We start from the raw sequence: 21,967 nt of genomic DNA, 5'->3' as shown, positions 1-21,967 counted from the left end.
TACATTGAATACCAACAGACCAACCATTGAAAAAAGCATCTATGGCCAAATGCCAAACGGAGAAAAGATTGAAAGCCATATTCTGAAAAACAAAAATAATGTAGCAGTGGAAATAATTAATTACGGTGCCATCATTACCCAGATTAATGTACCCAATAAAGAAGGGTTATTAGAAAACGTAGTCTTAGGACATGACTCCCTAGAAGGATATGTTGAAGATAATGGTCCTTATTTCGGGGTCGTGGCCGGCCGTTGTTGTAATAGAATAGCCAATGGTAGCTTTTATATTGATGAGGAACACTACCAGTTGCCTAAAAATGAATTCCCCAATAGCCTACATGGCGGTGAAAACGGATTTGATAAGCAAATCTGGGAAGTTGTTTCAACAATCGTGGGAGCCAATGCCGTTTCCATTACACTGTCCTATTATAGTGAAGATGGTGAAGAAGGTTATCCCGGAAACCTAGAGACTTTTGTGACCTATGAGTTAACAGCCGACAATGCCTTAGCGGTTTATTATGAGGCTTTCACAGACAAGAAGACCATTATTAACCTAACCCAGCATGCTTATTTTAATTTATCGGGAAACACCGAGGAAGACACGCTTAACCACGAATTAAGGATTTATTCCGATCGTTATTTGCCCGTAAATGAAACGCTCATACCCATTGGCGAGATAGCCGATGTGGAAAATACCCCCTTCGATTTTAGGGCCTTTAAAAAGATTGGAAAGGATATAGATCAAGAAAATGAACAACTGAAAATAGGGCAGGGGTATGACCACTGCTGGGTTATAAATGAATCGGTTGATTTCACCACAGATGAAGCAGCCTGTCCCTTAGTTTCAGAGGTCTACCATGAAAAGAGTGGTAGGTTTATGGAGGTCTACACAGATCAACCGGGCATACAATTTTATTCAGGGAATTACCTTAATGGTTCCTATGGAAAATACGCTGGGCTGTGCCTGGAGACGCAACATTTTCCCGATAGCCCGAACCAAGCTGCTTTTCCGGAAATCGTATTAGCTCCTGAAGATACCTATGCAACACGGACTATTTTTAAGTTTTCGGTTAAAGACTAAAACTAGGTTCAGGGAGCGTATACTGATGGTTAATTACTAAGTTATAGCATTATGAAGATTACAAAAAGAGTACAAGTTTTTATAACGATGGCCATATTGGGCATCCAATTACATGGGCAAACTGATGCACCGCTTTTAGGATATTGGAACTTTGATGCGGTTGCAGATGATGCCATAATGGATCATGCCAGTGCAGTTTCAGATAGTATAACGGGGTATTACAGATTGGTTGAAGGTGTTCAAGGCAAGGCACTTAAATGCGATGGTTTTACCACGGCCATACAGCGGGAAGCAGAAACCGCTCCTGTAATTACCGGGCCTTTTACCATTGAAGCCTGGGTGGCCCCTCAGGCCTACCCATGGAACTGGTGTGCCATATATAACCAAGAATATAAAAAGCACCGCGGTATTTTCTTTGGTATCGATGCCGAAGGAAGGGTTGGTTTGCATGCTGCAATTGCAAGGCAGTGGCGTCAATGTATTAGCACGGAAACCATTCCCTTTATGCAATGGTCTTATATTGCTGCCACCTATGATCCTGAAATGGGAATGAAGGTTTATATCAATGGGGAATTAGCGGGAGCATTAGCTGTAAAAGGAGACCTGCTTTATGATCGCGAATTTCCCATGCAGATAGCCAGAAACCATAGGCCCATGCCTCCTTCCTCCCTCAATAGAGCAGGCTTTGTGGATGTGCCCGTTAAATATTCTTTCGATGGGTTGATTGATGAATTAAAGATTACAGCCGCCGTTAAGTCTGAAGCGGAACTGGAACATACCTACAGGAAACTAGAACCTAAAAATGCACCGCAGTTAAAATGGCGCAAGCTACCCGAAATACAGCTTGAACAGCCAGAATTTGGCGCCTATTATACCAAGTTAAACTATGATGAGGACTGGGATAGACTTTGGAGAGATGATAAATTTCCGGATGTGGTTGTTACATTCGATGATAAAAAATATGCCATGGTCTTTTGGAAAGGTACCAATTACAACATGAATTTGGTGTCTGAAAATGGGAAGTGGATAGCCGACCAAAGTGCGGAAACTTTCGGAGATTTAGGTTGTATGGAACATATGTCTGATAAGCAAAACCGCTACAGCCATATTCGTATTGTAGAAAATAGTGCCGCCCGAGTGGTGGTACATTGGCGCTATGCGCTTACCGATGTGAACTACAACATTGCAAATACGGATCCGGTAACCAATTGGGGCGATTGGGCCGATGAATATTACTATATATATCCAGACGGTATGGCCGTAAGGTATTATATGATACATGGCTATGATGATGGCTATAGCATAACAGAACCCGCCTTATTGTCTGGACAGGGCGAAAGGCCAGAAGATAATATAGATATGGTTGCCGTTACCCTTATGAACCTTGACGGCGAAACCAGTAGCCATTCTTTTGAGACATGGCCGTCTGAACAATTACAAGGTGGTGGTTTTAAAAATTCCATAGAGAATGAAGTGTTGTCTGTTATTAATGTAAAGGCCCAAACAAAACCTTTTTTTATTTATGAAAAGAAAGGGGTAATTGGGCCTTATGGAGGCGGGAGAAAGGAAATTGACTATCGTTTATCGAAATTTCATTGGAGGAATCATTGGCCCGTATCACAAATACCCAGTGACGGACGTTTTGTTTTGGCCAACGATAGGGTAACCAGCTCTGCCATTACATCGCCTGAAGCGGGAATGCAGCGCGAAACTGAAAATGGTCCTTTAGAAGGGCGTTTTGTACTTGGGCTTAGTGATGAACCCATTCAAAATCTGTCGGGATTTGCAAAGTTTTGGATTAATACTCCTGAGTTAAAAGTTCTAAGTAACGGGTATACTTACGAAGGGTTTAACAGAAATGACAGAGCGTATCATTTAATTAAAAAAGACGCTAAAAAAGATGGTTTGAATATGGCTATTTATGCTTCGGAAGATGCTCCATTGGTAAATCCGGTCATCGTCATAAAAAACTGGGGGAATAACATTCCCGCCTTAAAGGTAAACGATAAGCTTCGGCCTCTATCAAATAGGTTTAGATATGCTATTAGAAAAACTTTAGAATCTAAAGACCTAATTGTATGGCTTGAAACAGATATAAGAGAACCTGTAAAACTAAACCTAAACTAATAATCCTAAAACTCTAAAAAATAAAAAGGGATTTATACTGTATTTGAAATGACCTTTTACAGAATGATCTATCAAAAAAAAGCAAAAATGAAAAGTAGAAAATTAGGTAGGAACGGATTTCATGTAACCGAAGTAGGTCTTGGCTGTTGGCAGCTGGGCGGTAAAAATTGGGGTGACGATATGAATAATGACAGGGCTTTCAAAATTCTTCAGACTGCGGTAGATCAGGGTATCCGTTTTTTTGATACGGCCGATGAATATGGGGAAGGACAGAGTGAATCTTTAATAGGAGCCTTTTTAAAAACTACCGATGTGGATATTAAGGTTGCTACCAAATTCGGAAAATCCGTTAAGGTGGGGAACAATTTTAACGAAGCTATTTTAAGGGAGTCTGTAGAGGCTTCGGCAGAACGTTTGGGCCAAAAGACCATAGATTTACTTCAGCTGCATTGCGTACCCCAAACCGTGCTGGAAGATGGCGCTATATTCCACTGGTTAGGCAGATTGCAACGCGAGGGGAAGATAGCCCATTTTGGTGCCAGCGTGGAAAGTGTAGAAGAAGCCCTAATTTGCTTGGAACAACCCGGACTGCAGTCACTACAGGTGATTTATAATATTTTCAGGCAAAAGCTTAGCACAGCACTCTTACCGCAAGCCCAATCCAAAGGTGTCGGCATTATAGTGAGATTGCCTTTAGCCAGCGGTTTGCTAACTGGAAAATTTAATAAGGACACGAAGTTTGCCGAGAATGATCATAGAAACTTTAATCAAGGCGGCAAGTTTTTTAATGCTGGAGAGACTTTTGCAGGCTTACTATTTGACAAGGGCCTAGCGCTCTCTGAATATCTTAAAACGCTGTGTCCGCCCAATATGACCATGGTGCAAATGGCCCTACGATGGACCCTAGATCATGATGCCGTATCAACCGTAATACCCGGAGCAAGTTCAACAGAACAGGTGATTGGGAACGCCACGGCAAGCACCTTAGATCCATTACCGGATAGTCTAATGAAACGCTTAGAAGCCTTTTATGCCAACCAAGTGCATCAGCATATTCATGGTGTTTATTAATCTGTTTTTAAAGTTTTAGCATAAAGTAAACTGTTTTAGAAAACTATGGAAAAACAATCTCAATCAGAAGAGACGTATCAAGAAGCTACACCAAAGGTTACCGTTGGAAATACCAAACGCAGAAACTTGATAAAGGGACTGATTGGACTACCTTTTTTAGGATTGTTTTTTCAGCACTTTGGTCAGGTACAAGACAGCGGTAATTCAGACAACTATTTAGAGGCGCTTAAGAAACTTGGACTTGATTTTGATGAGGTAGAAAAAGAAAAGCAGCTCAAGCCAATAGGGGATGCTAAGACACTTCGTATTGGGGTGGTTGGACTAGGATGGCGCGGTCCGGATCTGATGCGATCTTTGGGCTATATTGATGATGAATTAATAGCCGAAGATCCTTATACTCTTGAGGAAATGAAAGTGCAAGAAGACTTGAACGTAGAAATTGTGGGAGTATGCGATTTGTACTCGCTTAGAGCAGAGCGCGGTGCTAAAATTGGAAGCAAGAAATTGATTGGTGGAAAAATTGTAAAGGTGACACCACCTATAATTTATCCTACTTATAGAGACATGCTAAATAATGATCGTATAGATGCCATTATGATTGCAACAGCAGATTTGTGGCATGCCGAAATAGCCATAGAAGCTTCAAAACGAGGCGTTCATGTTTATTGTGAAAAACCAATGACTCGCACTATTGAGGAAGCAGTAGCATTACGCAAAGCTATTCAGCAAAGTAAGGTTGTTTTTCAGTTAGGGCACCAAAACAGACAACAAGCTAGTTACATAAAGGCCAAACAATTACTGGATCAGGGTGTTATTGGTACGGTTTCGGCTATTGAAACCTATACCGATAGAAATAGTGATTTTGGCGCCTGGATAAGAGGCATTGACCCAAAAGCCAATGCTTCAAATGTAAATTGGAAAGAGTATATCAGAAATACAGGTAAGGTGCCTTTTGATTTAGACAAGTTTTTTAATTGGCAGAAGTATTTTGATTTTGGTACTGGACCGGGAGGAAACCAATTTACACATGCTTTCGATGGTGTAAATCAAGTTTTAGGTGTTGGCATTCCAAAATCTGCTGTAGCCTTAGGGGGTAATTATTATTTTAAAGACCCTAGGGATATCCCTGATTCTTATAACGTAATTTATAACTATCCGGATAAAGGCCTCACGCTTACCTATGATTGTACCCTAAAAAGTAGATTTGACCGTGGAATACACTTATTAGGAACCAAGGCGCAAATGGAAATTGGAGCAGAGGTACATGTTTTCCCTGATTTATATAATGAAGCTTATATGAATCTACAACGAAAAGAAGGAGCCCCTATATATACTTTTCCGTTTGAAGTGGAGAAGGTAGATGGTATTTCTGGAGCAACAGCAAATTATTATAAGTCCAGAGGCCTTGGAACAACTTTAGATGGTGGTGTTATAGTAGATTCAACGTATCTTCATGTAAAGGAATGGATAGATGCCATTAGATATGGAACTAAAGTTAGTTGCGATATACAAGCTGGTTTTGAGGAGTCTGTTACCTTTATTATGGGGAACCTAGCTTATCAAAATGGGAAACGTGTGGATTGGGATGAAACCGAAGAAAAAGTAATAATGATATAATTGATAAAGGCTTAGAGGCATGAATCCCCTTTTTTTAGAATCCAGGACCAAAGTATACTCAAACCTTGAACTCATCGTGCTTACAGGACTTAGAATAGCTATTGGCTGGCATTTTTTACATGAAGGTTTGGAAAAAGCATTCCAACAAAGTTGGTCTGCAAAGGCTTTTCTAGAACAATCCAATAATATGTTCTCTCCTTTGTTTCATTCTATTAGCGAGAATGATATACTACTAGGAATTACAAATATTATAAACCCTTGGGGACAGATTATTGTGGGGTTTTCATTGGTTCTGGGAATTTTGTCAAAGCCCATCAAACATTTTGGGCTACTTTTGTTGTTGTTATATTATTTATGCAGCTTTTCTTTAGGTACTGCACAGATTGTAAATCCAATTTTAATAGAGCTGTTGACACTAGGTATGCTCGTTTTATTTCCCACAAGTAATAAAACAGGATTAGATTCATTTTTTGAAAAAACGTAATCGAAAATTCCTAAAACCAATGAGACGAAGAGATTTTATAAAGCATACTGTTTGTGCCTCAAGTTTGGTTTTTATTGGATTTCCCAATTGGAGGTTTACTAAAGGCCAATTCAAAGAACGTAGGGTATACATCTTTTCAAAACATCTTCAATGGTTGCATTTTTCAGAAATGGCCAAGGTAGCAAAAAACCTAGGGTTTGATGGTGTTGATCTTACCGTTAGGCCTGGTGGTCATGTTGAGCCCCAGGAGGTTGAAGAGCAACTTCCAAAAGCCGTAGAAGCTATAAGAGCGGAAGGGTTAATTATAGATACAATAACTACTGCCATTACTGATGCTAATGATAAACAGACTATACAAATAATAAAAACTGCTGCTAATTTGGGAATTAAACAGTTAAGATTGGGATGGTATCATTTTGAAGAAAACCTTAGTTTAGAGCTTAATTTGACACGAATAGGAGAAAAATTATCGGCATTGGATAGATTATGTGGAACGTATAATATTCGTGCTGACTATCAAAATCATAGTGGGGATGATTTTGGGGCTTCTGTTTGGGATATTAGGGAAGTTTATAACAGTATTAAACCAAAATGGTTGGGGATAAGATATGATGTGCGCCATGCCTCTCTGGAGGGGTTCAATTCTTGGACAACAGATTTAAAGGCCATACATAAGTATGTGAAATCTCTAGACATAAAAGATTTTGTTTGGGAAACTACCAAAGATGGCGTTCATGTTGAAAATGTTCCATTGGGTCATGGAGATGTAGATTTTGATACTTATTCTAAGCTTCTTGAAAATTTACAGATTCAGGGAAATATTACGCTTCACTTGGAGTATCCGTTAGGAGGCGCTGAACACGGAGATAGAAAATTAACTTTAGAGCCCAAATCTGTCTTAAGAGCTATAGAGAAAGATTTAAAATTTATTAAGAGAAATATAAGTCTCAAAGTAGGTTCCTTGGGCAAATAAGTAAAATTAATCAGGATAGTATGCTTTAGTAATGTTAATAACCTTATTTTGAATTTTATAAGGCGAGTAAGACTTATTAAAAATTAGGGGTACTAATATAGGCAAACTTTTAATTCACCTATATAGTACCTCACTAACTAACCAAATATCAAAAAACCTATGAAATGCCTGACTTCTCAGGCCCTCTTGTATTTATAACAACAGCGTTTAGAATTACCCTACCTAAAAATTTATTTTTTTTTGCCGACTTATAGGCCATGAATAATTGTTAATAATAAGGGGGAAAAGTTATTGGGGAAACAGTTTATTTATAGAACTCATAAGCCCCTAAATCAATGATGTTATCATTGATTCTACTATTTCCATTTAAATCAATTGAGATGTCATTTGGAAAGACTTCATTAATTCCTGAATCGATGGCTGGAGAGTTATTTGATAGCTCAAATCTATTATCAGAAAATTCAGGGTCAACATCTATAATCTTCATACCGTTATAACCTCCGGATATGATGCTATAAGCAATATCTGGAGTAGATCTTAAATTGTTTATCTCAAAGTTTTTAGGTGCCTTATTTCCCCAAAGTATACAGTTTCTTAGTATAGGGTTGCTATCCCTGTTGCTCATGCCACCTCCAACTTCTTTGGCAGTGTTATTAGCAAAAGTACAGTTAACTATTAAAGGAGCGCTGCCATTAACATTATACATGCCTCCGCCAGTCAATGTTGCTTCATTGTCATAAAAAAGACAATTGACTATGACCTGATGGGTCGTTTCGTTATTATACATGCCTGCACCGTCTTCGCCTGTCTTATTGTTTCTAAAAATACAGTTGAATACTTTAGTATGGCTTCCGGGGCCATTCATAAGGCCGCCACCTTCCTGAACGGATTCGTTTTTTATAAACAAACAAAAACTAATAGAGGGGTTAGAATCTCCCCAAACGCGAATGCCACCGCCATCAGCAAAGGCTCGGTTATTGGTAATGGTACAATTTTTAATTGTTGGACTTCCTTCCTCAATATTAATACCGCCACCGCCGTCATTGGGCCATTCATCTTGGTCAGCATTACCTCCGGAAATAGTAAAACCATCAATAACAGCAGTTTGGTTGGTTCCATTACCGGTAACCACATGGTAAGCATTGTCACTAAGGTTTTGAGCCGATTCATCATCTTGATTTAAATCTCCACTTAGTGTGGTTATGTTTATTTTCCAATTTCTTTGATTCCTTGTCTCCTCCGTGCCATTAAACCCGCCTAAAAGGGTGACGTTATTTTTTAGGTGAAAACTGCGATCTCGGTTATCTTTTCCGGTAACTTTTCTTTCTGGATAATAAATGCCTTTTGCTACCCAAATTTCAGATTTTATACTCGCTCGTAATAAGGCAGTTTCTAAAGAGTTGTATGCCGTCTTCCAAGAGGAACCATCCCCATTAGCGCTCAAACTAGAGTTGACATAAATGATGTTTTTTATTGAACTTTGTTGAGCAAAACCAAGACTTAAGGTACAGACCAATAATATCAACATGATACATAAATCTCCTTTAAAGGTATTGGCACCTGTAAATGAATTAAAAGTTTTCATAAAGGTTTATTTTAAATAGTTTAGAAGTAAGTATTTCACTAAATCTTTTAGTTACAATTAAGGCTTGTTATTTACCTCGTATATAAACCAGTCCAAGTCAATATAACCTGAATCTGATTTCGTATTGTAACTATACACACCAACCATATCGCCACGAAAACCTTTAGCTTCTATGGAATATGTGTTTTTGATTTTTATATAATTACTGCCATCAAAACTATAGAACCAATGGGTGATGTTATCCATACCCAGTTTCGTTTTAAGATATAGGGTATTTTGATGCGCTTTCAATGCCTTTATTTCTGTGATTTGCTCATCATGCTCATAAAAAAGAAAGCGATTATCCCCTTTTTTTTCTACTCCCAGATGGGCATAATTTTCACCTCCGGTGAAGTGGGCCAGACCTGCTTTTTGACCATTTACGATACCATCAAATTGTATCTTAATAGTAGTAAAGGTGCTATCGCTTTTAAAGTGCCTCTGTAGCAATGTATTTGGAGCTTTGTAAAATGTACTAGCTTTGCTGGCGTGCAGCCTTAAATAACCCTCTTTTTCTGTTAATGACCATTTTTTATTATTTGGAACATGATTCCATTGCCAAATGGGATTTAAGGTGGGCTCATTAAAATCATCATTGATGTATGGATAAACAATTGGAAATCCTTTAATGGGTTTTTCCATTTCCCAGAGCATGTGGCCTTTACCATTTTTTACATTAGAACCAAATACGGGCCAATCATGGATCCAGGTTACAGGAACTAAATGCGGGACTCTATATTTATCGGTATTAATTCTATTGAATTGCCCAATCCAAAACCAACGTCCATCTGGGGTGTCAACAAGGCCGCCCTGACCTGGGAATTCTTGGTTAACGCCTTCGCAATCGTCATTTCCAATTTTGTAGATTTCGTATTTGCCAATATCGCCAGGTCTACCCGGTGTACCATCGTCTTTAGTACCGTATATATGTTTTGAACGCATGAAGTAAGTGCCACAACCTTGGCCATCCGGCAAGAATTCAATATGTACTAAATAATAAAAACCATTGCGTTTATATATTTTATTGCCTTCAGTAGATTGAAATGGAGAAAACAAAGTGCCTCCTTTTGGGTAATTGTATTTAATGTCCTCTAAATTCATATGTGCCACATCTGCATCCAATAATTGTTTGCCGTCAGGGGTCATCTCAAAAAGGTAACCAAACCATTGTTCGCCAACACGACTGGATGCTAAATAAGCTTTTCCATTATCGTCCCAAAACGGACAGGGGTCGGTCCAGTTGGTTGTTCTTAAAGGCTTTCCATTTTTATCTTTTATTTGATGGATTTCCCAATCCTTTGAAGGATGGTCTGCAGTGGCCATAAAAAACCCATCACCAAAAAAGTTAACAAATACCCAGAACTTACCATTGTGGTAACGCAAAGAAGGTGCAAAGATACCATCACCATATTTGTTCATCTTATCCCATCTAAAATCTTTATTTATATCTGCTAAATTGTTAAAAACACTTCCGGAATATTCCCAGTTTACTAAATCTTTTGAATGCAGTATGGTAAGTCCGGGGTAAGATTCAAATGTAGAAGCTGCCATATAATAATCCGTACCAACACGAATGGGGTCGGGGTCACTGTAATCTCCCGCTATGATTGGATTTCTGAATAAGCCATTACCTTGGTCGCCCCATTTGCCCGTTTCCTGTGCTTGGGAAGTAAAGGCATACAGTATGAAAAAAGTCATATGTAACCAGAAACATTTAGGCTTAGATGTCATAGAGGTCCCGTTGATTATTTGTCTGTTATCATGTTATGATTTTTCAATATCAATCGATACCGGATTGTCACTGTGATATTTAAGCCATACAACCAATCTCATGTTACCATTGGTATCTCTTTCTATACCCGATTTTAAGTTATTGGTATCTATGGTTTCTCCATTTACCTTTATATTGAAATTGCCGTTCCAATTAGAGATGACAAAGGCTGGATGAACTACAGGCTGCTTTTCTGAAGCCATTATTTCAAAATGAACGCTATCACCTGTAGATTCCACTAAGAAAGCTTTTTGTTCTTTAGAATAAGTAACAGAGGAAGCGCCAGAAATATGTTCTATAGACGGAGGTAATTTCCATGATCTGGCCAAGGGCACTAATGTTTCTATATTTTGATTGGTCATCCCGTGAAGCACCATGGCACCAACGGCTGGTAAGAAGTCATTCGCTCCGATTGCAAAATGTCCGATGCGATCGTTACCAATAGCGTAGCGTCCATCAGAGGGCAGAAGGTTTACCGGCCAGTGGTTCCATGGTCCGGCAAAAGGATCATCGGTGTAGGCAGAATTCTCGGCAAGGCCCCAGGGCGTAATATAGCCACCCTGAAATACTTCAAATGTTCTGTATTCCGATTTTGTTTTTATTAATTCAATGGATGCATCATGAATTTGAACGAATGGGGACTTATTTGGTAGCTCCCATTGTAATTTCTGAACCTCTCCATTTAAGTTAGCAACATCCATAGCATTTAATCCAACTAGATCCAGGGCTTTTATTCCAGGTGAAACCAGTATTTGTACATCTTGGAATCCGGGGCCATTGGCTCCTATATTTTCTTCATTCCAGGTGTCGTTTTCCGGATGATAAAATTTGTCTCTGTATTTGCTCATCTCTTCTCCCCAGGCCATTGTGGCCAGTGAAAATTCGGAAAGCGCTTCTTCTTCGCCTTCTTCTTCCTCTTCTTCATACGAAAAGGTGTCCTCGCTCTCTTCATCTTCTGGTAATCCTCTACCATTGAAGTTTACCTTTCTAACGGCAGTTCCATCTGGATAGACATAGTAATATTCATCAGACCAATTGGTGTCGTCATTATTGTTAATGTATCCAACATCTACACAAGGGTATTTCCAATGAATGATGGCCCTGGCCGGACTGTTTTCAATGATTCTTGCAAAGCTTTGTCGATTTTGTTTATCTGCCATGTGTTCAGAGCATCCATGAGGTCCCCAAGTTTCGGTACTTTGATCGGCCATCCAAATGTTATTGTCGCTAATCCAATTTGATGCATAATTGGTACCACGCCAAAATTTAACCGAGCCCTTAACACCGTCAAACTCAACGGCTATATCTGGGTTTGCAACATTTCGCCATAAATTATCCCATAAAGCATTATTAAGGGTTAAGTTGGCATAGTAAGCTCCAAACTTTCCTGTTTCACTTTGTCCGGGTAGTACACTTAGTGCTAAGCTAGATGTGAAATTTGAGGGTTTCGTATTGTTGAATAGGGTGGCCATAGCTTTATTGTCTAAGGCTATATTTTGAATGAGGATTTCATCTATTAATCCTTGAAAACCAATGTAATAATCTATGTTTTCATCATTGGTTCTTACAAAATCAGACCCCCTGTCCAACTCATTGTTCATGCCTATTTGCATGGGAGCGCTTATGAAATTGATTGGTGTTTTGAGTGATTTTGTTGCTTCAACCTTCCCATTAATAGATAGTGTAGCTTCCGTCTTGCTAACAGAAACAGATACAAAAGACCACTTGCCAAAATCTATTTTGGACTTTGATTGCACTTCCTCTCCATTAGTTTTAAATATGATTTTACCATAAGGGTTTAATCCAAAATAGAAACCTTCAGCCCCCCAACCTTTTGATTGATGGATAATAGGTGCATTATTATAGGGGTAGGCATCAGGGGCTACCCAAGCGCTAATAGTAAAAGATTTACTCAGTTTAGGCGTTTTATCGGTGGGTAACGAAACAGACGTATAATAGCCATCAAAAGCTAAGGCGGTGCCTGAGATTCCTTTGGTATAATGAGTAGAGACACCTTCAATATCACATGGGGTTCCCGAAACAGACTCCAGAGTATTGTCTTCGTGTAACTTCATGCCGTCATCAAATTTGATGGCTAGGGCAACGTTTTCTGGACTTGTGTGAATTATAGGATTTCCTTCAAAAGCTTTTCTGGGGTAAATAGGTGCCAACTTTCCTTGGTTAAGCGCGCTGTGATCAATCCCGTTTGGCTTTAGTTGGATTTTTTGTAGGGAACCAAAATCTGGATGCACCCAATCTTCATATCGCGTTCCAGTTGCATCTTTAATTTCTCTTATTATGGAGTAGTCCTTATTAATTGTAAAAACCTCATGGACCACATCGGTAATACCGCCTTTGTATAGCGGGTTTTCATCAATGCTTTTAAAAATGCCGGAAAGCATGGGGGTATGCCTGTAGTGTACTACTATTTGATTATCAGATTCCTCCAATAATCTAACATAGCTGTACCTTGATTTGTCATCTTTTTCGCGATTAGGGTAAAGGTCTTCAAGAGGAAAGGTTTTATCTCCAACACGCCATATGGGAGCGTAGGCATTATCGATTCTAAATTCCAATTGGCCAATGCCTAATTTAACAATTAAATCTTCATAGCGTTCGTGGGGTTTATCAGACTTTTTTAAGCTGGTGTGGTAAGCATAGAAATCATTGCTTTCTAGGTTAGTTTTGGTTTTGTTGCATGATAGCATAGTCAATAGGACACAGCATATCAGAAATTTAAATTGATGCATGGTTTTTCAGTTGATTTATTAATCAATATGTGTTATGATTTTACAAATATATCACTTACTAATTAAACTTTAGAAAGTATTTAAAACTTTAACAAATTTTTTCATCTGCTGTCGGTATATTGGATATAATATTTTTTCTATTTGGATTTATAAGCTACCTAATGGAATTTTATTTAAGACAAATCGGATAGTAAAGAATTGATGTAGCGTCCTTTATTTCTGCTAATTAGCATTAGTATATTACGCCTCTCGATAAATAATCTTTATATTTCCAAAAAAGTTTGATTCCTTCCATGGTTGCTGCACTAGATTTGGAGTCTTTAATAATGAGGTTTTTATTTGAGTAATGTTTGAATAAATTTTGGTTCGATAATATGTCAACCTTCAGTACAGAATAAAGGATGATATATTTTGACTGTTAAAAAAGTCAGATTAGTTTTTCTAGTATTAAATATATGATAGTAACTGTGAGTAGTTTTTTTTATCATGGCGTAAGCAATACCAATTTGGTTTTCAACAGTCTTTGGTGATAACCCTAGGTACTCCATAATTTTACTGTATTGAAATCCTTCGTACTTACACAAAAGACATATCAAATGCTCTTCACAAGAAAGAAGGTGCATTTATATGGTCCTTTCGTTGGAATTCAAAATAGCCATATTACAATAATACATCATATAAGGAGGTATAATACCATAAAACTTGCTAAGTATTTGTTAATAATTAAATTAATCAAACAAGTCTGCTAGGTATCTATCCATGTCATCATCAGTTCCGCCGCCACTTCCATAACGACCAATAATTATTCCTTCGGGATCTATCAAAATTTTGGTTGGTAAGGTGCTAATGTTATAGTGTTTACAAATATCGGTAGATACGTCCTTATAGTCTATTTTTCCATTTACCTTTTTAAGCCCCCTTAACACATGATGCCAAATGTCAATTTTATCATCTTTTACTGCTTTACGCCATGCATCGGGTGCATTATCATCTGATGCTACTCCCAAAATTTCTAAACCTTTTGAGTGATATTTATTATAAAGGGAAATCAAATGCGGATTTCCTTTTCTGCAAGGGACGCACCAACTGGCCCAAAAATCTATGAGCAAATATTTGCCTTTAAAGTCGGCTAATTTTATTGAATTGCCATAAATATCTATGGTATTAAAATTTTTAGCTTCGGTGCCAGGAATACCTTTTTGCATATCTTCAATACTATTAAGTAATCGTTTTCCTAATTCTGAATTCTTATACAAAGGGTCAAAATTATCATATATTGATCTTGCTTCGCCATATTTCATACTCCGTATCATAAATAACATTTGATACATACTTACAAAGGATTTTGGATTTTCTTTGATAAACATCATTATTGCAATTTGTTGTTCTGCCTGCATAGCGTATATTTTTTGTTCAGCTCTATAACTTTTATCCTTTATAGAGTCTAATTTTTCTTTGCTGGCTCCATTCATTGCTTCATTATAGTACGATTTTCTAATTCTATCAACTTCATCTGCTTCATCTTTGTATTTATTACGGATAATCTCTAACATGTTGATAAGTTTATAATTATCATCTTGAGTTTTAGAACCAATCAGTTTTGACTTTGAAAAATCATTATAATTAAGAGTTAGTTTTACAATGGTAGGTTCGATAAAAAGATGAAGATTTGTTTCAGGATTCGTGCCACTTCCATATAAGCGCTCTTTTTTAAGATAAAGCTGAGATACTGGATCATCTGTATGCGCTTCTATTCGAAATTTCCCGTTTTTAATTTTGACAGTATCTACTCCCGTGTTTTTATCTATAAAAATCTGACCGTTTTGTAACCCGATTGCGGTTCCATCAATACGATATTTACCAGTTTCAAGTGACTTTTCCTTACAACTGTTAATTAAAATTATTACAAGCAGTGCTTTTAATATACCAGTTAATTTCATGATTAGAGTGTTTTTGCGTTTAATTTGTTCTACATTTTAAAATTTTTGCTGTTTAAATCAAAAGATGACTACCGTTCTCAACTCTTTTTGTTGTTTTGTTAATTAACTATCTGAGACTGAATGAAGCCCAATTGCAAAAAAAATAATTGCTTATATATTGAAGAATAACAGCTTGCTTATCTTTTTTTAGATAAGCAAGCTGATCTACTAACTCAAATACTATCGTATCCTGGGTTCTGACTCCCAAACGAGAAGTTTCGTTCTAGTTCTCTTCTTGGGATTGGCAGTATATATTGATTTATACTTTCAATACCTGGTCTTAATTGTGTGACATCTTCAAAATCTACAAGACGATGTAAAGCAAACCATTCATGGCCATCTTCAAAGCTCATATTTTTATAATATTCTAGAAATATTTCGTACAAAAGATCTGCACCTGTCGCAGCATCAACCGAAGAAAAATCGGTTATTCCACCTTGCGTTAATACGTCTTTTAGGTAGGTTCTGGATGAGTCTTCATCTCCTTCTCTTGCAAAGGCCTCTGAGACTATTAAGTAAGCTTCGGTCAATCTAAAAGCGTATGAGTTCTCAATAATACCGTTTGGATTTGGGAACTGACCATACTTAGTTAAAATATTATTATTTCCATCCCAGTCAAAACCAACCATCCAAGGTCTTCTTGGATCTCCATTTAACAGATCTGTAAAAGTCGTTGTTAATGTATTTCCTTGTCCAAAGAAAAAATGATAAAGATAGACTCTCTGATGGGCAAATTGAGTTTCATAAGGTTGAATTCCCAAAATCACCTCCGAACTGTTAAATCCGTTAAACTGAAATAGCCCTTGCATATTGTCTAACTGATAAGGACCATTATTAATAATATCTAAAGCTAAGTTTTTAGCTTCAGAATAATCACCTTTATATAATAATACTCTTGCCTTTAATAATTTTGCCGTCCAAACATTTGCGTAATAAATTTCATTACTTGCAGGCATATCGGAAATAGCTTCATCTAGATCACTAATAATAGAATCATAAGTCTCAGCAACCGTGCTTCTGCTAATTGCTATTTCTGTAGCAGTTACTAAACTGTTCCTGATAATTACACCAAATTCACTATTGGTATCATAATATTGCCCGTAATAAGTTAACAGCGAAAAGTGACCGTAAGCTCTTAAAAACTTTGCCTCGGCAATAATCTCTGATTTTCTATTATCTTCAAAACCAGTATCTGATAAACCCTCAACTGATTGAATAACACCATTTGCCGCAGAAACTAAGGCATATCTATTAACCCAAATTGGGGCAGATTCATCTGAACTAACGACATTATCGGCTACACCAAAAAGTGGATTTCCAGTAAAGAATGCAGTGCCGGCAAGGTATGATGGTATTCTTTCATGATCCTCCATCCAATTAGTTGCCTCTAAGCCGGTAATCCAATCAACGGATTGTCCTGCAAATGCAAGATAGGCACCATTTAGAGCATTTTCTGCAGAATTTGCATCTGTTATTGCAAATTCTTCGATCAACTGACCTGTTGGTAATTCATCCAGTTCACAAGAAGTAAACAAAAAACTTGCAGTAAATAAAAAGTATATAAACGTTTTTTTCATAATCGTATATTTTATAATCCAACTTTAAAACCTAATGATATTGTTGTGCTGGTAGGGAAGTTATCTGTATCTCTCCCCCCTCCAATAATGCTTGAAGGGTCATCACTTACTTCAGGGTCTATTCCCGGATAATCTGTGATTGTGAATAAATTTGAAGCCGATAAATATATAGAAGCATTTGATATTTTAAGTTTATCCATCAAGGTTTGAGAAAAGCTATAATTTAGTGTTAGCTGTTTCAGTTTAATGAAGGAAGCGTCATATACATTTTGGTCCGTCAAATAGCTCGATGCTCCAAATAAAGGTAGGGGTCTTGTTGTATTTGTATTATCGGGCGAATACCCTCCTAAGGCAAGTGGACTAAAGTTTCTAACGGTACGAATACCAGGTTGACGGTTTGTTACATCACGCTGCCAAATAAGGTCATTACCCACGGTAAAGTTAAACAAGGTATAAATACTAAAATTTTTAAACCTAAACGTATTACTAAATCCACCAAAAAAGTCAGGATTAGCATTACCAATTATACCGCGTTTCCAGAACTCCTCTTCGTCAATTATATATTTTGTCGATCCAATAGTGGCATCTCCAAAGAAAAAATTAGCGACAAAACCTAATTTGTCAAAGGCTTCCGTTACATAGGCATCTAGTTCATCTTGATCATCTATTATTCCATCAGTCAATCTACCAAATAATAGACCTAGGGGTTCACCTTCTTTAACAATACTGGTACCTAACTGAACTGATCTTACATCTCTGTTAAATGGGTCTGAAAAAGGATCTCCATCTATATTGGTAACTTTTGATTTGTTTGTAGAAAGATTTAAATTAGAAGACCAGCTGAAGTTTTTAGACCTTATAATATCAAGTCTTAAATCTATTTCCCATCCTTCATTATCAATAGTTGCAAGGTTAGTTACTAAATTAGAAAAACCAGAACTGGGAGCTATTGAAATATTAATTAATTGGCCATCAGTAGACTTGCTATAGTATCCAATTGTACCCGCAACTCTGTTCTTAAAAAATGAATAATCAAGTGCAAAATCTTGTTGAAAAGTTTCTTCCCATTTAAGATCATTATTACCCAAAACACTTGGCGATATGGTGGGGTTACCTGCATATTGCCCTACAGCATATAATGTTCTATAAAGGTTATCACCAATATTTTGAGTCCCGACCAACCCTAAACTGGCTCTTAGTTTAATTTCATCAATCCAGTTAGAATCCTTTAAAAAGTTTTCTTCTGAAACTCTCCAGGCAATCGCTCCTGATGGGAATATTGCCCATCTATTTTTAGGGGCAAACTTTGAAGACGCATCTGCACGACCAGTAAAAGTAAAAAGATACTTGTCACGATAATTGTAGTTAGCTCTGGTGTAAAAAGACAACAGTGAATTGCCTCCTGCACCACCTGCAATCCTTGTTCGGTTTACTGCCGAGCCCAAATTGATTAACCCTACATCATCCGGATAACCCTGTCCAGAAGCCGAAAAGAAATCTGTATCAAACACCTCCCAGGCTGAACCTGCTATTATATTTAATTTATTATTTTCGTCAAATTCTTTATCCCATGTGAAATAATTTTCAAAAACCTTACGTTCGTTTTTACTAGTAGATTCGCTCCCTTCTGCCTCTGGGCTAAAAAATCTTCCATTCCCATCAGAAAGGTCTACAAAACTAGGAGCAAATCTTGTTTGATCATATCTAGTTAAATCAATAGCATACGAAGACCTGAATTTTAAATCTTCTAATATTTTATATTCTAAAGCTACAAATGCATTTAGATTAAAAGATTTTGCTTCATTGGCAATTTTAGTCAAAGCTACCGGGTTCTGAATTCCTGAAAACTCTGTGTCTATTACTGTGTAGTCACCATTATCGTCAAAAACAGAAAAATCTGGTCTTGCTAATAAAGCTTGTGCAAAAACACCGTTGGTTAAATCATTTTGTGAAAACGACAAGCCTATTTTAGAAGATAGTGATAGTCGGTGAGAAAATTTAGTATCCAGTTTGGAAACAGAGGTTATTCTTTTAAAACCCGTGTTAATTATTGTCCCTTCTTGTTCTGCATGAGCCAACGAGGTATAGTATTTTGTGTTTTGTGAGCCTCCGCTTATGGAAAAATCAACTCTGGTAGATTTAGCTGTTCTTGTTACCAAATCAACCCAATCAGTATCTGCTTCGCCAAAAAAGGTTTCAGGGGAATCTAAAATAAGATCTGGTAGGGCGCCTGCAAATAAAAATGGGTTGTTTCCTGCATTTTGAAGATCTCTTGTATTTTGAGCAGCAGTTGTAAGAAAGTCCCTAAATTGCTGTGCATTCATAACATCCTGTGTTATTGGAATGCTGAAACTAGTATTGACGTTTAAATCTATTTTTACTTTTTGATTGTAGCTACCTCCTTTGGTTGTAATAATAACTACACCATTGGCAGCTTTAGAGCCATAAATAGCAGTTGCAGAGGCATCTTTTAGTATATCTATTGTTTCTATATCATTTAGATTTAGCCCGGCAAGATTATTTAATCCTCTTGCAAAGGCACCACTTACTGTATTATTAAAACTTTCACCAGACCCTTGAGCTTCAATAGGACTGGCAACATTAATATCATCAAAAATGTAATTATTACTTGTAACAGTTACTGGAACTCCATCTATAACATAAAGAGGGTCATTGCCTCCTAACAAGGATGTTCCTCCTCTTACTTTAATGCGAACGGCTCCCCCCGGAGATCCATCGGCTTTAATAATTTGAACCCCTGAAGCTTTACCTACTAAGGCATTATCTACACTTGCAACTGGCATATCTACAATTTCTTTGGCAGAAACTGAAGATACAGATCCGGTTACATCTTTTCTTTTAGTAGAACCATAGCCAACAACCACTACCTCATCTAAAGCACTAATTTGTTCTTCAAGAGTTATATTATACACCAGTTTTTCTGCAACGATTACCTCAGAATAAAATGAGTATCCAATACCAGAGGCAACTAAGTAATAACCAACCTCGGTTAATAGAGAAAAATTACCATCAAGATCTGATGTAGTTCCTCTTACTAAAAATTCTCTATTTAGGTTTTCTCCTTGTGGTTTGTTATTTGTAACATAAATTGTCATTCCTGACAATGGTATACCATTTTCATCCACAATTTTACCAGAAATTGTCACCTCTTGCTGTATATTGGATATTTTCTTAATTACAACAGTATTCTCATCAATGAAATTGAAATCAAAATTTCCTTTTGAAAGACTTAACTTAAGTAATTGATTCGCTTTTATAGTTCCTCTTTTAACAGATACTTTTGGGAAACCTTTAAACATATCTGATTCATAGATAAATCTATAATCAGTCTGCTTTTTTATAATACGAAAGACTTCGTCTACGGTTATGAGTTTATCTTTTTCAATATTAATTGAAGCATTCTGTGATAACACATTGTTGGGCGTAAAGCTAAAAACCGTAGTACACAATAAGAATATAAAAGTTCTCATAATGTTTAGTAGGAGTTTTTTTCTAAAAAAGAAAAGGACATCAGTTAATTTAAAATCCATAAATTTGCTTGAATTAGTTAGTTAAACATTTAATTAATTAATCGGAATTATGGGGAAATTGAGGTTTGTCTTGTGAGAAATTCTAACCTCATCCCCTTTTTTTATCGAAAAATGATAGTCTTGTTATTTATTTGATAGTTTAAATTGTTGGTACTGTAAATTGTTGATAATATTTTTTCTATTGATTGGTTCTTATCTAAGATTCCTGTAAATTTCTTTTTTTCTGTTTCTTTATTAACAAATATCACGTCCGTGTCATACCATCTTGACAACACCTTCATTATTTCAGTTAAAGAGGTATCTTCGAAACTAAAAACACCTTCTTTCCAAGCCGTTATACTATAAATATCATCAACAGTTAATAATTGAAACTTATTGGTGCCAAGATTTAGGGCAGTCTGTTGATTGGGAGACAATACATTATAATTATGAGTATTATGTACAGCTACTTTTCCTTCAATTAATGTTGTATAAATAAAACTTTCGTCTTTATAGGCTTTTATATTAAATTCAGTACCTAGTACCTCTATTTCCTGAGCATCCGTTTGTACTTTAAACTTAGAACCTTGGTGATTCGTACTTGGGGAAACTTTAAAATAAGCTTCTCCATATATCAATTGGACTGTTCTGGTTTCACCGTCAATAAAACTTACTGGATATTTAAGTTTAGATTCTGAGTTTAACCATACTTGAGTACCATCTGATAGTTTAACAAAATACTGACCGCCTCTGGGAATGGTTAAGTAATTATAAGTTGTTATGTGTTCATTGGCGGATTGACTTGATTCAGAATTTGTCGAGCTATTGTAAACCAATTCTTTTCCATTACTCATAAAATTATCAGTTATATAATCTTGTTCTTTTTCTAAAACCAGATCGGTACCATCATCTAAAGTTAAAGTTGCCTTATCAGTTCCTATTTTAACATTATTAACAATTATCGGCCGCTCAATATTCTGATCATCATCCTTCTTCATAGTTAGGAAATAAGTAAAGGCTAATAGCAGGACAACTACAGCTGCGTACTTAGAAAACTTAAAAAAGAAATTAGGTGATTTTCTAACAGTTGTTGATTTTATATTGTTTAAAAACTCTTCCGAAGAAATCTTGCCTTTAAATTTTATGAAATGTTTGTTAACAAAGTAATTCATTGAAATATACTCTTCAAGCTCTTTTTTATTTTCTGGTTTTTCAATCCATTGTAATAACTGAGCCTCTTCCTCTTTTGAGATTTCATTATTTAAATACCTAACTATAATTTTATAAATCTTTTCTTTTCTCATTTCATTGGATATATTTTGAGTATTGTTATTAATGTGTCGGAAAATTATAAAATACCACTACTTTAAAATTAACTTTTAC

13 protein-coding genes are annotated in these 21,967 nt (G+C 36.6%); 6 read left to right on the top strand and 7 right to left on the bottom strand.

The annotated features are described in order from the left end of the window. Positions 1 to 4: 4 nt before the first annotated feature. From Q0983_RS06945 to Q0983_RS06920, 6 genes are all read left to right on the top strand, one after another. Positions 5 to 1,081 (top strand): aldose epimerase family protein, encoded by a 1,077-nt coding sequence (locus tag Q0983_RS06945; RefSeq protein WP_299550609.1) that lies wholly within the window; start codon positions 5 to 7, stop codon positions 1,079 to 1,081. A gap of 51 nt (positions 1,082 to 1,132) precedes the next feature. Then, positions 1,133 to 3,208 (top strand): LamG domain-containing protein, encoded by a 2,076-nt coding sequence (locus tag Q0983_RS06940; protein ID WP_299550608.1) that lies wholly within the window; start codon positions 1,133 to 1,135, stop codon positions 3,206 to 3,208. 87 nt (positions 3,209 to 3,295) lie between these two features. Then, positions 3,296 to 4,279 carry an aldo/keto reductase gene (locus Q0983_RS06935; RefSeq protein ID WP_299550606.1) on the top strand — a complete coding sequence of 328 codons (984 nt, stop codon included), beginning with the start codon at positions 3,296 to 3,298 and terminating at the stop codon, positions 4,277 to 4,279. A gap of 45 nt (positions 4,280 to 4,324) precedes the next feature. Further along, positions 4,325 to 5,896: a Gfo/Idh/MocA family oxidoreductase gene (locus tag Q0983_RS06930; protein WP_299550604.1), complete on the top strand. Its 1,572-nt coding sequence runs from the start codon at positions 4,325 to 4,327 to the stop codon at positions 5,894 to 5,896. 76 nt (positions 5,897 to 5,972) lie between these two features. Then, positions 5,973 to 6,380, top strand: a complete 408-nt coding sequence (locus Q0983_RS06925; protein ID WP_299550602.1) for a hypothetical protein — start codon at positions 5,973 to 5,975, stop codon at positions 6,378 to 6,380. Between the two features lie 19 nt (positions 6,381 to 6,399). Beyond that, positions 6,400 to 7,353 (top strand): TIM barrel protein, encoded by a 954-nt coding sequence (locus Q0983_RS06920; protein WP_299550600.1) that lies wholly within the window; start codon positions 6,400 to 6,402, stop codon positions 7,351 to 7,353. A 304-nt stretch (positions 7,354 to 7,657) separates the two neighbouring features. Here the strand turns inward: Q0983_RS06920 and Q0983_RS06915 are convergent, their stop codons facing one another. The 7 genes from Q0983_RS06915 to Q0983_RS06885 all read right to left on the bottom strand — a co-directional run bounded on the left by Q0983_RS06915 (position 7,658) and on the right by Q0983_RS06885 (position 21,888). Further along, on the bottom strand, positions 7,658 to 8,938 hold the full coding sequence (locus Q0983_RS06915; RefSeq protein WP_299550598.1) for a right-handed parallel beta-helix repeat-containing protein: 1,281 nt from the start codon (positions 8,936 to 8,938) through the stop codon (positions 7,658 to 7,660). A 57-nt stretch (positions 8,939 to 8,995) separates the two neighbouring features. After that, complete coding sequence (locus Q0983_RS06910) at positions 8,996 to 10,675, bottom strand: glycoside hydrolase 43 family protein (protein ID WP_299550596.1); 1,680 nt, start codon at positions 10,673 to 10,675, stop codon at positions 8,996 to 8,998. Positions 10,676 to 10,741: 66 nt separating this feature from the next. Further along, complete coding sequence (locus Q0983_RS06905; protein ID WP_299550594.1) at positions 10,742 to 13,456, bottom strand: LamG domain-containing protein; 2,715 nt, start codon at positions 13,454 to 13,456, stop codon at positions 10,742 to 10,744. A 770-nt stretch (positions 13,457 to 14,226) separates the two neighbouring features. Continuing rightward, positions 14,227 to 15,438 (bottom strand): TlpA disulfide reductase family protein, encoded by a 1,212-nt coding sequence (locus tag Q0983_RS06900; protein ID WP_299550592.1) that lies wholly within the window; start codon positions 15,436 to 15,438, stop codon positions 14,227 to 14,229. Between the two features lie 212 nt (positions 15,439 to 15,650). Continuing rightward, a complete protein-coding gene (locus Q0983_RS06895) occupies positions 15,651 to 17,054 on the bottom strand; it encodes a RagB/SusD family nutrient uptake outer membrane protein (protein WP_299550590.1) in 1,404 nt (467 codons plus the stop codon). Between the two features lie 11 nt (positions 17,055 to 17,065). Further along, on the bottom strand, positions 17,066 to 20,545 hold the full coding sequence (locus Q0983_RS06890) for a SusC/RagA family TonB-linked outer membrane protein (RefSeq protein WP_299550588.1): 3,480 nt from the start codon (positions 20,543 to 20,545) through the stop codon (positions 17,066 to 17,068). A 161-nt stretch (positions 20,546 to 20,706) separates the two neighbouring features. Next, complete coding sequence (locus Q0983_RS06885; RefSeq protein ID WP_299550586.1) at positions 20,707 to 21,888, bottom strand: FecR domain-containing protein; 1,182 nt, start codon at positions 21,886 to 21,888, stop codon at positions 20,707 to 20,709. Positions 21,889 to 21,967 lie beyond the last annotated feature (79 nt).

Source organism: Seonamhaeicola sp., assembly GCF_028281565.1.
In the GTDB taxonomy this organism is placed as follows: Bacteria; Bacteroidota; Bacteroidia; order Flavobacteriales; family Flavobacteriaceae; genus Seonamhaeicola.
Note: the sequence above shows the minus strand (reverse complement) of the source record. Positions and strands in the feature narration are given on the sequence as shown.

Coding starts and splice junctions, on each gene's coding strand:
- Q0983_RS06940 (WP_299550608.1), top strand. CDS start 1,133: ATGAAGATTACAAAAAGAGTACAAGTTTTTATAACGATGGCCATATTG.
- Q0983_RS06935 (WP_299550606.1), top strand. CDS start 3,296: ATGAAAAGTAGAAAATTAGGTAGGAACGGATTTCATGTAACCGAAGTA.
- Q0983_RS06930 (WP_299550604.1), top strand. CDS start 4,325: ATGGAAAAACAATCTCAATCAGAAGAGACGTATCAAGAAGCTACACCA.
- Q0983_RS06920 (WP_299550600.1), top strand. CDS start 6,400: ATGAGACGAAGAGATTTTATAAAGCATACTGTTTGTGCCTCAAGTTTG.
- Q0983_RS06915 (WP_299550598.1), bottom strand. CDS start 8,938: ATGAAAACTTTTAATTCATTTACAGGTGCCAATACCTTTAAAGGAGAT.
- Q0983_RS06910 (WP_299550596.1), bottom strand. CDS start 10,675: ATGACTTTTTTCATACTGTATGCCTTTACTTCCCAAGCACAGGAAACG.
- Q0983_RS06905 (WP_299550594.1), bottom strand. CDS start 13,456: ATGCTATCATGCAACAAAACCAAAACTAACCTAGAAAGCAATGATTTC.
- Q0983_RS06900 (WP_299550592.1), bottom strand. CDS start 15,438: ATGAAATTAACTGGTATATTAAAAGCACTGCTTGTAATAATTTTAATT.
- Q0983_RS06895 (WP_299550590.1), bottom strand. CDS start 17,054: ATGAAAAAAACGTTTATATACTTTTTATTTACTGCAAGTTTTTTGTTT.
- Q0983_RS06890 (WP_299550588.1), bottom strand. CDS start 20,545: ATGAGAACTTTTATATTCTTATTGTGTACTACGGTTTTTAGCTTTACG.
- Q0983_RS06885 (WP_299550586.1), bottom strand. CDS start 21,888: ATGAGAAAAGAAAAGATTTATAAAATTATAGTTAGGTATTTAAATAAT.